The sequence below is a fragment of the Chitinophaga barathri genome, from assembly GCF_003807585.1.
GTDB lineage: Bacteria > Bacteroidota > Bacteroidia > Chitinophagales > Chitinophagaceae > Chitinophaga > Chitinophaga barathri.
In genome coordinates this window covers 76,079-89,379 of the sequence record NZ_RMBX01000004.1, presented here as the reverse complement: position 1 = coordinate 89,379, position 13,301 = coordinate 76,079, and the positions used below count along the sequence as shown (strand labels likewise).

The 13,301-nt window shown below is 53.0% G+C and carries 7 protein-coding genes; all 7 read right to left on the bottom strand.

What is annotated here, in order from left to right; all coding sequences use genetic code 11:
- A complete protein-coding gene (locus EG028_RS08690) occupies positions 1 to 1,095 on the bottom strand; it encodes a hypothetical protein (RefSeq protein WP_120516291.1) in 1,095 nt (364 codons plus the stop codon).
- A 6-nt stretch (positions 1,096 to 1,101) separates the two neighbouring features.
- A complete protein-coding gene (locus EG028_RS08685; RefSeq protein ID WP_120516292.1) occupies positions 1,102 to 3,528 on the bottom strand; it encodes a hypothetical protein in 2,427 nt (808 codons plus the stop codon).
- On the bottom strand, positions 3,528 to 5,216 hold the full coding sequence (locus EG028_RS08680; protein WP_120516293.1) for a RagB/SusD family nutrient uptake outer membrane protein: 1,689 nt from the start codon (positions 5,214 to 5,216) through the stop codon (positions 3,528 to 3,530). Before EG028_RS08680 ends, EG028_RS08685 begins: the two co-directional genes overlap by 1 nt.
- Positions 5,217 to 5,226: 10 nt before the next feature.
- Positions 5,227 to 8,553 carry a TonB-dependent receptor gene (locus tag EG028_RS08675; protein ID WP_174235424.1) on the bottom strand — a complete coding sequence of 1,109 codons (3,327 nt, stop codon included), beginning with the start codon at positions 8,551 to 8,553 and terminating at the stop codon, positions 5,227 to 5,229.
- A 244-nt stretch (positions 8,554 to 8,797) separates the two neighbouring features.
- Positions 8,798 to 9,964, bottom strand: coding sequence for a FecR family protein (locus tag EG028_RS08670; RefSeq protein WP_120516295.1), 1,167 nt, complete (start codon positions 9,962 to 9,964; stop codon positions 8,798 to 8,800).
- A gap of 56 nt (positions 9,965 to 10,020) precedes the next feature.
- The gene (locus EG028_RS08665; protein ID WP_120516296.1) at positions 10,021 to 10,614 is read right to left on the bottom strand and encodes an RNA polymerase sigma factor; all 594 of its coding nucleotides are present in this window, start codon (positions 10,612 to 10,614) and stop codon (positions 10,021 to 10,023) included.
- 170 nt (positions 10,615 to 10,784) lie between these two features.
- Positions 10,785 to 13,202 carry an outer membrane beta-barrel family protein gene (locus EG028_RS08660; RefSeq protein WP_120516297.1) on the bottom strand — a complete coding sequence of 806 codons (2,418 nt, stop codon included), beginning with the start codon at positions 13,200 to 13,202 and terminating at the stop codon, positions 10,785 to 10,787.
- Positions 13,203 to 13,301 lie beyond the last annotated feature (99 nt).

Sequence of the window (13,301 nt, the reverse complement as noted above, 5' to 3'; positions counted from 1 at the left end):
TCATTCGTTTTTCGTTTCGTATTGTGATAATAGGTGCTGAACGGCTTTATCCGCCGGGTTCAGCTGTTTTAATGTGTTGTAAATATCTTCTCCCATACCAGGGCCGGATAGTTGCTCCCCCAGCTTTTTTAAGGTCTTGCCGGAAAGTTGCGGGCGGGCAGCCAGTATTTTCAGTTTGGCTTTTAATTGTTCATAGTTCCCATCGGTAACAGAGGCGGCTATTTTTTCACAAAGCCTGTCATTCACGGGTATGTCCGCGAGTTTTTTGAGAATGGCCATTTGCAGGGGATACACAGCATTGCTGTAGGTATTCCAGATCCAGGCCTGTCTTTTGGAGGACTGGAAATAATCCGGGTGTACCTTTTGCAGGGCGTACCGCGCGGTGAAAATATTATTGCCACGGATGATGCCGGAAATATCTTCTTCGTAACCGGTCTTTACTTTCCCGGCGGTATCCATCACTTTTTCCATGGCCCAATACTGGTAATGATGGTTGCCGCTCCGCAGGAAGCCGTGCAGCATGGCGGGCGTTTCCAGCGTAGTGGTGATCTTTTTGATCTGCTCCGAGGTGGGGCCGTGCGCGAAATGCCAGAGTGTGTAGCAGGTGAATACCGCCCCTTCTATCACATCATTTTTGATGGTCTTTAAAGTGGCACCGGTACGTAGGTTCGCCGAATCGGAAATGTTCTCCGTGCCTTTCACCACCAGGTCTTCCATTTTCAGTTCGGAGAAGATGGAAGATTCTTTCGCGAGGATGGTTTGCAGTTTGCGGTAATCTTCTTCCCTGAAATCGCGGTGATCGGTTTTGGTGAGCACTTCATCTCCCGGGAGATCGTACCGGATGTAATTGCCCAGCAGGTCCCAGTAAAGATTGATGTACACCGGCCTGCATTCGCCGGTATTACACACAGGCGTGAAGATGTTCCGGAAAAAATATTTCGGTTTCCCTTCTTTATCCAGCGCCAGGTTCAGGGTATAAGCCGTTGTATCCCCCTCCCTGATCTCGAACCGGCGAAGGGTATCGGTCAGGGAAGGAGATGTGGCGGCCGCTTTGACGGTAGCCAGGCATAATATCATCAGGATGCACAGGCGCATGGTGTTCTATTTGTATTCCAGTATGGCAGAGGCTTCGCAGTCTTTGTCCGCGGTGAAGCGGATCCAACGTGCCTGTATGCCTTCCGGGAAACTGTGGCGGAATGTTTCGCCCGGTTTCACGGTGATCGTTTTGTATTTCATCCACACACCGTTGCCAACCGGGTCCATTTCTATCGTAAAAACAATGGATGCATTGGCCTCGTGTGAAAGCTGCAAACTTCGTTGGTCGTAAAACGCGACCAGGTAAGGATCGGAGGGCTCCCCTGCTTTCACGGCGGAGGAAGACCATGGGCCGCCTTTTCCGGTGGGTTTGCCCAGTTTCCAGAGGTCGTCTATCACACCGGCCCATACTGCTGCCTTGCCATCCGCCGAACGAATGATGCGCGGGCTTTTGGCGGCCGGGTTGATCCCGGTCAGGATCAGCAGGCCGCGGTAAGACGCATAATCATTGATGCGGAAATTGTGCGACGCTACCGGGCGTATCTTGGCGTAACCGTCCGCGTTCTCCGCGGGCAGCTCGTAAAACGTACCGTGGCAGTTCAGCAGGTCCCTTTCCGTAGCCACTTCGCGGCAGATGCGCAGGGCGCCCTGTTCCGTCAGGCCGGTGAAGGCTTTATTCCCCAGTGGAAGGCGCCAGCGGCGGCCGTTGTCATCCACAATCAGCACGGAAGCGGCTTCCACCGTCACCGCCTGTTTCGGAATGGCAAATTTTTCTTTGATGAACGAAAGCGCGGAAGCATCTTCTTTGCGTTGCAGCTCCATTTTTTCATTCAGTTCGTAATAACCGTCACCGGCGGCCATACCCAATGCCCTGCGGTTATCGCCCAGGCCGTAGATCAACCCACCATCTGTTGTGGTCTCCGTTACTTTCGAAAGTCCATTAAAGATAGTCGCTGGAATGTTTCCGCGGGTATCTTTTTGGGCGTAATTAAACTGAACAGTCACTTTCGAAGCCACATCTGTTTTTACACGTATCCATTCACCGGTTGCTGTGGCGGGAAATACCACTTGTGCGGCTTCGCCCGCGGGTACACTGATCGTTTTTATTACCGACCATTTTTGTTCGCCGCTTTCAAAGGTAAATGTCGTATTGGCATTGCTGTTATTTTTTACCCAGGCTGCGCGCTGCGGCCATCCGGCAAACAGGAAAGGTTCCGAAGGTTCCCCCGCTTTTACATCTTCATTCAGCCATACCGCTCCTTCCGCTGTGTTCGGGCCCAGCTGGTCCGGCAGGTTCAGCGCGGTGAACCAGAGGTTGGAATTGGATTGGCCCGGGCCTTCTATATTGCCTTTTGTTTTCCGTTTGTTGAGGAATTCTTTTTGTGCGGAATCATCACAACCGAATACCAGCTGGTTGTTCCAGCGGGTATAGTCTCCGATCACTTTCAGGTACGCGGAGCGCGGGCGGATGCCTGCGGTATGCGTACTGCTGAAATCCCCCGGGAAACGCCAGAAAAGCCCGTGCATTGTCATCAGGTAATCCGGCTTACCGGGCGCGCCGATATCCCTGATGCGCGGCCATTCTGTGTTCCAGCCATGTGCGCCGTCATAACTGTGGCTGGCTTTGGGCAGGCGGAAAAAATGCCAGCCGCCGTTGTCACGTACGCCCAGCAGGACGGATTTATGATCCCAGCCCGTAGCCCAGATGGGATCCGTGGCGGGGTTTTTATTGCCATCAACACCGCCGGGACCAGTGATCTCCACGAACTGATTGCGGCGCACCACTTTCCAGTTTTTGCCGTCCCATTCGGAAAGGGAACCGGATTCGATATCAAACTGTTTCAGTGCCTGCGGGCCGGGCTCGCCGTTGTTAGAATACACCATCACGCCCTGGCCGCTGTACACGCCTTTGCCGTGGGCGCCGGGCAAAAGTTCGTTACGGTAATTTTTGCCTTCATCTTTTTCCTTCGGTTTCTCGTTCCCGTCCTTATACAGCATAGTGGTTTGCAGCGTCTTTACCTCCACTTCATAAAACCCTTCTTCCATGGTGGCGTAATAGATCTTACCAGCAGGATCGGTAAGGTGGCGCGCGTTGCCGGTATGCCTCCCCGGCATTACCGTGTAGGGGATCACCCTCACCTTGCCGCTGCCGTCTATCGCATAGGGGCCGATAAAAAGCTGGTTGCTTTCTTTGTGGATCATCCTGTTGGCCGGTGTACCGCCAATGCTTTCCGGGCGTACGGTCTGTTCCAGCGAGGGGGAGATCTCATAGAGTTTGTCCGACGAGCCGAACGGTAAATGCGGGCCGTAAGTGATCACCCACAATTTACCGGCCCAGGGTACTACCGCGCCTGTTCCACATTCGCCTTCGTTGTTGTACATCGCCAGGTGAGGATATACGCCGCTGTAGGAAGGATATTTGTTTGCCTGTGCAAAGGCTGACAGACCTGCAAATTGCAGGCCCGCCAGCAGTATCATTTTCATCCGCTTCATCAATAATTCGGGTTTTGTGTCAGATGGCTGCTCAGCACCTCTGAAGTTGGAATAGGCCAGAGATACTGGCGTGTCTGGTCAAATTTTCTAAGTGCCACCTGTTTGATCAGGCCGGCGGTATACATGGGTGTGAGATTGGCGCTGCCGTTCTCATCAATGGCCGGCGTTTGCGGGAAAAACCACAGGCCGGGCTGCACTACTTTAGTGCGGAGGTCCGCGGGGTCCAGCAGGCCGTAGTTAGGCGTGTTCAGCACTTTCTCCGCGATCTTCCAGCGGATGATGTCCATATAACGCACGCCTTCCAATGCAAATTCCATTCTTCTTTCCATTCTCAATATGCTGCGCAGCGCCGCCTGATCGGTAACCGTCACCACGGGATAGTCCGTTGTGCTGGTCACCGGTACGCCATAAGCGCGGGCGCGCACGGCATTGATCGCATCCAGTACGGTCTGATCAATTTGGTTCTGTTCAATTTTTGCCTCGGCATATATCAGCAGCACATCGGCATAACGGATGATGATTTTGTCCGGCTCCGCAGTCCAGGAGTTCAGCAACCAGTCTCCGTCCACGCCTTTTTTCCACACCAGCCCGTTATAGGAAGCGAAGATAGCAACGGAACGCGTGTCTTTATTCTCCACGTATTTCCGATCGGACTCTTTCCATACGGTCAGCGAATCGGGATGAGGCTGGTACGTGTAACCCAGGTGTGGCTTCTGGAATTCCTGGATAGTAGCGGCGCAGCGTGGGTCACGGTTCAGGAAGGGTTTGCGCGGATCATACAAAGGAGATTCGTCTATCGGAAGGCCGTCTTTGCAGAGGAAGGAGCAGAGCAGGTCCCAGGAAGGGTTTTTAGCGCCCCATCCGCCCGCGTTGCGCGGCACATAGTTCTGCAGGTCTCCCTGCGTCACTTTCAGGGCTACAGACCTGGGAAGGCCGAAAATGGTCTCTACTGAATTTTTGGTTTTGGAGAGGAACAGGCTGCCGAAATCCGCGTGCAGTTTGTACACGTTCTGATCCATACAGGCTTTGGCTGCGGTAACGGCGGTGGCATAATCGCCCATTTGCAGGGCAAACCTTGCTTTCATTGCCAGTGCTGAGCCGGACGCAGCGCGCTTCAGTTCACTGGCGCCGTATGTTTTGGGAAGGTTCAGCACGGCTTCGTCAAAATCAGCATATATCTTCGGCATCGCCACACTTTTATCCTCCTGCTTCAGCGTCATTGCTTCTTCTATATCCAGTGCGGTTTCTGTGTAAATAATATTGCCGTAATGCGATACCAGCCTGGCATACATACTGGCGCGAACAAACTTTGCCTCTGCGGTATAACGGCTGATCTGCGCGGCGCTCAGCACTCCGGAAGCACGGCCGATACTGGATAGAATGTTATTAGCCCGGGCAATTGCCTTGTAGGTGTTCCTCCACCAGTCCTGCACGAATTGCGTCTCACCATTGATGGTAGCGCCGGTAACGGGTGTAGCTACATCCCGGTAAAGGAAATCATCCGTCCAGTCGTCCTCGTCCCTGGGCCAGAAAACATCTTTATACAGCCCGTTGAGGGACATTTCTATTTCTTCCGCGTTGGAGTTCCAGGTTTCGCTGGAGCCGTCGGACAGCGGGTTCAGGTCCAGTTTTCCGCAGGCGCCCAGCAGGAACGCGCTGATGCAGGCAATGAATATTTTTTGTTTCATAATTGGCGGTTTAAAACTTAACAGATACGCCCACCACGTACGATACCGTGATAGGATAACCGAGATACGGATTCTCCGGGTCCCAGCCGCGCGGGAAATTGTGCACGGAGAAAAGGTCCGTTGCCGTGCCGTAGATGCGTACATCCTGTATGTGCAGCTGCGTCAGCAGGTGTTTGGGCAGGCTGTAGCTCAGGTTCACATTTTTCAGGCGGAAGTACGCCCCGTTGATCATCCAGAAGTCGGACATGGCGTAGTTGTTGCCGGCCGCTGTGTTGGTGTAACGGGGATATTTCGCATGCTGGTTCTGTTCCGGCGTATTGTATTTGCTCCAGCTGTTGCCGTCAAGGATAGCGGGGAAAGCACCGTAGTTTTCCAACAGCGGCCGCACGATGTCCGTTGTAAGGCGTACGTTCTGTTTGCCTACGCCCTGCAGCACGATACCGAGGCTCCAGTTCTTATAACCCGCCTGTAGGTTCGCGCCGTACATGTAACGGGGCAAAGAACCGCCCAGCAACACCCTGTCATATTCGGGAGAGATCTTGCCATCCGGCACACCGGCGGGGCCACTGATGTCGCGGTACCGGATATCGCCGGGGCGTACGTTGGCGTTCAGTTTGGCCGATTTATCCACTTCTTCCTGCGTCTGGTAGATACCATCCGCGCGGTAACCGTACCATTCGTTGAATTCGCTGCCATAAGTTTTGATCGTATCATTTACAAACTCCGTTCCGCCCAGGTCCCCCATTTTGGTGATGAAGTCCGACATGTTCACAGACACGCTGTAAGTAAAATCGCCTTTTTTATCATACCAGCCGGCCTGCAGTTCCCAGCCTTTGGTGAACATCTTACCGGTGTTCTGGTAGGGATTGTCGTACCCGATGTAATCCGGTATCTCCAGTTCCAGCAGCATGTCGCGCGTGGTTTTGCGGAAATAATCGCCGGTGATGCGCAGGCGGTTGTCCATAAAATTCACGTCTGCGCCGATGTCGAATGACTGGGTGGTTTCCCAGGAAATATCGCGGATGGCGTATTGCCATTGAGCGGCGGATTGTGCGCTCACCACACCGTTACCTTTATAGAACAGGGAATTGTTCTCGAAGCGGAGCAGCGCCTGGTAGGGATAGTCCCCGATCCTTTCATTGCCCAGCGTGCCCCATGAAGCGCGCAGCTTCAGGAAAGACAGCCAGCTGGCCGTGCCCTGCATAAAGTTCTCCTGCGATGCGATCCACCCGGCGGACACCGAAGGGAAGGAGCCCCAGCGGTAACCCGGCGCAAAGCGGGATGATGCATCGTAACGGATATTGGCCTGTAATAAATATTTGTCGTGGTAGCTGTACATCACGCGTCCGAACCATGAACGGTAGGCCGTTTCCCATGCACGGCCGTTGTTGTCCCGGAATTCCAGCGGGCCAAGGTCCAGGTAGGGATAACTGCTCAGCCCGTACTGACCGCGGTAAGCGCCCAGTTCCTCATTGAAGGCATGAAAATATTCGTAACCCGCCAGCAGGTTAAAATTATGCCTGCCGATCTTTTTCTCGTAATTGGCCATGAACTGGATAGTGTAACGGTAGTTGTCGTTACGGTCCTCATCCAGTTTGGTTTCCGTGGCGCCTTCGATGTAGCCGGAAACGGAGCCGGGATTATTCCAGGATGTGTAAGGCAGCTTGCGGGTGAAATGTTTGAACTTGTTGAAGTTGATGAAAGGAGATACCACGCCGGAGAACTTCAGCCCTTCGATCGGCGTAAAATCCACGCCTATCTTGCCGCCGATCTGGTTGTACCAGTCGTTGTAAAACCCGCCTTCTTTCATCAGCGCGTAAATGTTCGCGCCATCTTTCCCCGCGCCGATGCGCCCGTCCGACCACATGGCCGCGTAAATAGGCGGTACGATGCCCATTTTGTACATGGGATTGGTCACGGGTTCCTTGATGGTAGTACGGCGGAAGTTGATGTCCGCGCTGGCGGAGAGGTATTTTGAAATCGTAATGTCGTTATTGATTCGGGCGGTGAGGCGCTCGTAAGTACGCCCGGGATAGAGAGCTTCGGATTTATCATACCCCAGGGACACGCGCGAGCGGATGTTTTTGCCGCCGCCGGAAAGGCTCATGATATGGCTTTGCCTCGGCGCGCTGTTGCGGAGGATGAGGCCGCGCCAGTCCGTATTCGGGTATTCGTCAGGGTTTTGCGCGTGCAGGTCGTGATAGTTATCAATAATATTTTTGGTGTAGGTGGGATATTCATTGGCATTGTTGCCGTTATCATTCCAGCGAAGCTCGTTGGTGAGCTGCATATAACGCACGGCATCCACATAACCGGGAAGTTTGGTGGCTTTTTCGATCCCGTATTCATAGGTGTAATCCAGGTTCAGCTGCCCGTTCCTGGCCCTTTTACTGGTGATGACGATAACACCCGCGGCCGCTCTTGAACCGTAGATGGAAGCTGAAGCTGCGTCTTTCAGTACGGAGATATTATCCACATCATTCGGGTTGATGGAGTTGATATCGTCGATGGGCACACCGTCCAGGATGTAGAGCGGGTTAGCGCCCGCAGGGCTGATGGTGGTAATGCCGCGCACCCTGATGGAGGGCGTGGCGCCCGGGGCGTTGCCTGTGCGGGTGACCATCACACCAGGCATGGCGCCCTGCAAAGCGGAAGAAATATTAGTGGTTTTACGGGCGGTGATGGCATCTCCCTGCACAGCGGACACCGAGCCGGTGAGGTCGCTTTTTTTCACAGAGCCATAACCCACTACTACCACACCTTCCAGCGCGGTGTTGTCCGCCAGCAGCATTTTGATCTCCAGCCTGCGCCTGCCGTTCAGTTCCTGTTCCTGTTTTTCAAACCCGATGTAGGAGAATACGATAGTCGCATTGTCTTTTACATCCGGCAGTTTAAACTCTCCTTTTTCATCCGTCATGGTAGCGGTTTGCGTGCCTTTGATGAGCACCGTTACACCGGGCAGCGGCTGCCCGGTATCGTCCGTGACCTTACCGGTAAGGGGCACCGCCTGCTGTGCTGCGGGCATGAGCAGCTTCGGTATGGCAGGCAATTTACGGATGGAAATGGTTTTGTCCGTAATGGAGAAGCTCAGCCCCTGGCCTTGCAGGCTGGCGGAGAGCAGCGTTTCGATGGAAACGTCTTTGAGCGCCACGGAAACGGGTTGCGTGGTGTTGATGACGTTGTTGTCGTAAAATACCACGTACCCGGTTTGCTTACGGATCGCGGAAAAGATCGTAGTCAGTTTCACATTCTTACCGGAAAAACTGACGGTTTGTGAAAGGCCGGTAGCGCTTACATTCAGAAAAAGCACCGTCAGGAAAAAGCATGTTAACTTCATAGCTAACAGTATTTTGGTTGAGGATCGCAGGCGGCCCGTGGTGGCCGCATCGCCCGTCCGGAGCAATGGCTGCCAGGGTATGGCAGCAGCCGTCCGCTTACGCAAAGCGATAAGTTTAAATTGCATACATTTGCATTGTTTGGTTGAATAATTAGGCTGTCTTACCGATTGTTCTGATTCATCCTGACCAGACGTCCGCCAGAGATGTTCGCAGCATTTCTGGCTTTTTTCTGACCGGGCGGTTTTATTTCATAACGTATATATTTCTTCCTTCGAGTCTGAATTTCACATCGTTCTCCTCCAGTATCTTCAACACCCGCACCAGCGGCAACGAACGCTGAATAGCGCCGCCAAAGCTCCTTTCCGGCACCTGGCCTTCATAGATCACTTTCACGTCATACCAGTTTTCCAGCTGCCGCATCACGGCGGGCATGTCCGCATCGGTGAACTGGAACAGGCCTTTTTTCCAGGCGATCACTTCGTCTACATCTACATCGTTTTTTACACGCAGTATGCCATTTTCCTGCAAACCGGCCTGCTGTCCGGGTTTCAGCAATGTTTCTTTCCCCACGGTATTCACTTTCACCGCGCCTTCCAGCAGGGTGGTCCTGATCGTTTTTTCTTCCGCGTAGGCATTGATATTAAAATGTGTGCCCAGCACTTCCACCGTCATGTCTCCCGCTTTTACCCGGAAAGGCATGCCGGCCTGTTTGGCCACTTCAAAATAAACTTCCCCGGTAATAGATACTTTTCTTTCGTCTTCCACAAATGCGGTGGGATAAGTGATGGACGATGCGGCATTCAGCCACACCCGGCTCCCGTCCGGCAGCGTAAGGCGGTACTCCCCGCCTCTCGGCGTGCGCATGGTATTAAACAATACCTCGTTTTTCCCCTGCCCCCCATCTTCATATGCCAGCTGGCCGTTCGCCAGTTTCACCACTTTTACATTGCCCTGCTGCGCCAGCACGCCATTCCCTGAGCTGTCCAGCGTGATCACGGAGCCGTCTCCCAGGGTGAGCACGGCTTTGTTGCCGCCCGGCGCTATGCCCGGTGCCTGGAGTGTTTGCACCGGTTGTTCAGACACAACCGCCTTTTTAGGCATACTCAGCCAGAGCCCACCGGCCGTCACCAATACGAGCACAACCGCCGCGGCCGCCATCCAGGGCCTGCGCCGGCGCATTTGTATCACGGGTTTTTCAGCGTTCAGCAGCGCCGCCTGGATCCGGCCGGATACTGCGTCCGGCATCGGCGCCTCCGGCTGGAAGCTGTCCCAGGTATCGCCCAGCACTTCTTTCAACAGGTCCTCGTCCTGCTCCGTGCTGATGTATTGCGCCAGTTCCTTGCGTTCTTCTTCTGTGCAAGCGCCTTTAAAGTACCTTTCCATAAGGTACAATAGTCGTTCTCTCAACATATTGAGTGGTTTACCCTTTTACATAGACAATCGGGAAGGAAAGTATACCTGGTTTTTTATAAAAAAATTTCCAGGAGGCAGAAGATGAAGATGGTAAAGGCTTCCGGCCGGGCGCTGAGCTGCTGCCGGATGAGCCGGAGGGCTTCAATCAGGTGGTTGTTCACCGTGGAAGGGGAAATATCCAGGAAACGGGCTATTTCTTCGTGTTTCAGGCCTTTATCGCGGCTGAGGGTATATACCAGTTTCTGGCGGGGGGTGAGTTTTTCGAGGGCGCTAAGCAGGTGTTTGTTCACCTCCTGTACATTTAGCCGGTCTTCCGCGTCTATCCGCACCGCTACCCCGGTTTTGACCAGCTCGTCCAGGATGAGGGTTTCCTTGGCCATCCGTTTCAGGGAATTGATCACCTGGTTGCGGGCCATCTGGAATATATACGCATCAAATCGGGTAATTTCCGGCAGCTTCTCCCGGTGTTTCCAGAGGCGCAGGAATATATCCTGCACAACATCTTCCGCCATTTCCGGGGAGCCGGTGGCGCGCAGAAGGAAGCCGTAAAGTTTGTCTTTGTATAACCTGAAAAGCGCGGCAAATGCCATAGCATCGCCCGCCGCAGCGTGTTGTATCAGTTCAGTTTCATTGTTCAGTGGTTCCATGGGAACAGCAATGTGGAATACTTATAGCATAACGTAGTCATCCTAAAAATAGGAAAATTTCAATTCGGCAGGCGGAAATTATTTTCAGAATCGGTTTTGGGAACGATCCCAAAAAAAAGCCCCCTGCCTGACAGGCAGAGGGCTATTGTTTTTAACGGGTCAGTTGACAATCAGTTGCCTGCGCGGCGGCCCTCATCGGCAGAGCCGCTTTGTCTTTCTTTCGTTTCGATCTTCGTATTGCCGAAGCGATAGCTAAACGCCACGTTCAGCGTCCTGTTCTGCCAGCGGTTGTTCACGCTCAGGTAAATATTGTTGAACTCCGCCACGCCACGGAAACGTTGGGAGGCGAAGATGTCGTTCACATTCACTTTTATGGTGCCTTTCTTTTTCAGTATTGATTTCTGCACGCCGCAGTTCACGCTCCACATGGATTTGGAACGCCAGATACCGTATACGTTCGGCGCTTCAAACCAGCCGCTCAGCTCGAACTTATAATCTTTCGGCAGTGTGAAAGTATTAGTGGAGTTGAAGTTCCATGCCAGCTGCGAAGTATTGAAATTGCCCAGCGAATCCAGGATCTGGTATTTGTTGTAATACACGGAAGCGTTGTTGCTGGAATTCCACCACTTCACCGGGTCGAAAGGCAGGGTGAGGTTGAGGGAATAGGTGTTTTGCGTGCCCAGGTTCTTGTTGGTGCTGGTGGTCACTTTCGTTTCCGGGTTCAGGATCAGGAACTCGTCGTACGTATCATTCACACGGCTGTAACCCAGCGTGGCGAGGTATTTATTTTTGAAGGTATACGTCAGTTCGGTGTTATGAATATATTCCGGCGTGAGGTAGGAGTTGCCGCGGAAGAAGGTGTACCTGTCCAGGAAAAACACGAAGGGGTTCAGCATACCGTAGCCGGGGCGGTTGATACGTTTATTGTACGTAATGCCCAGTTTGTTATTGTCGTTAAACTTATGATCCGCCGTGAAGTTCGGGAAGTAGTCCAGGTAAGTCCTTTTTACATTACTCTTCAGGGAATTGCTGGTAGCGTCGGAAATCGTCTGTTCCAGGCGCAGCCCTATCACGAAGTCTGTTTTTTTGAATTGTTTTTTGTAGATCAGGTAAGCCGCCAGTACATTTTCATCGTACAGGAATTCGTCGTACTGTTCGTAAACGGGTTGATAGACGCCGTTCTTCAGGGAGTCGTAGCGCATGTTGTTTTGCGTGGTTACAAAACTTCCTTTTACACCGGCTTCGATCTTGCTGGTTTTGTTCAGCGTTTTTACCAGGTCGCCCTTGATGCTGCGTATTTTGATCTCCGTATACGGCAGCGTCCGGACTGCATTGCTTTCATGCACGGAATTGTCCTGCATCACCCTGATGCTGTCCGCCAGCCAGGTTTTCATGTCGTTGTCAAACTTCATATAATCCGCATCCATGGTAAATTCGGAGCCGGTGGTATCCAGCTTGATCTTATAGTTGAGGTTGTAGGACATGCTGTTGAATCGGTTGTTGCCCTCTACGGAAGAGTACAGGATGGAATCCACCCCTTTGACGTTCTGCTGCCGTGATATCTGCGTGGCACTGGGCGCGTCGCGCCAGAAGGCATTGCGATAGCCGTTCGCCATGAACCCGAGGGTTTGTTTGTCGTTGATGTACCAGTCGATGCCGGCTTTGCCGGAGCGGTTCAGGAAATGGCCTTTCTGGAACACGTTCTGCTGGAAATACAGCGGCACATCGCCGGGCGTTTTGCGGATCAGCTCGCGGGTGTTGAAAAACTCGCGGTCCGCCCAGTTCAGGTTGGTGAACAGGTTGAACTTTTTGGTGCGCCAGTTCAGGCTGAGGCCCGAGGAAAAAAACATATACCTGCCACCGCCCCCGCTCAGGTTGAGCGTGCCGTTGGTGCCGGTCATCTGTCCTTTTTTGGTTTTGATATTGATGATACCGGCGGTACCGGCGGCGTCATATTTCGCGCTGGGGCTGGTAATGATTTCGATCTGTGAAACGGATTCGGCGGTCATGCTTTTGAGCAGCTCGGCGAGTGCTTCGGCGGAGAGATAGGTGAGTTTTCCGTCCAGCATCACGGTAACGCCCTGTTTGCCTTTCATAACGAGGTTTTCATCCTTGTCCACGGTAATGCCCGGTGCACGGCGCAGCAGGTCCAGCACGGTGTTGCCCGCGGCCGCCACGCTGCTTTCCACGTTCATGATGGTTTTGCCTTCGCTTCTTTCAATGAAGGGTTTCTGCGCGGTCACTTCCACGCCTTTCAGGCTTTTGGGAGCGGCCTCCAGCGCAAACGTTTTAAGGTCCACGGCGGCGTCTTTTACCTGGAACGCACTGCCTTTTTTTGAAGTGAAGCCCATTTGTGAAACTTCCAGGAAATAAGAACCGGCGGCGATCTTTTCAAATAAACATTTGCCCTCCGCATCGCTCATCTGTCCTTTCACAAGACTGCTGTCCGAGGTTTTGCGCACCGCTACACTGGCGTAAGGGAGAGGGTTGCCGGAAGCGTCGGCAATTTTTACACTGACCGTGCTTTGCGCGAAGACAGAGTTCAGGGCTGCAAGCAATAAAATGATCAGTATGGAGCGTGTCTTCATAAGCGATGCTGGTTCTATAGTTAGTTGAAATTGGACGAGGTCTGGAAGCAAAGTTCGGAGAAGCCGCGCAAAATCTGTCCCCGTTCATCCCTATTCTGC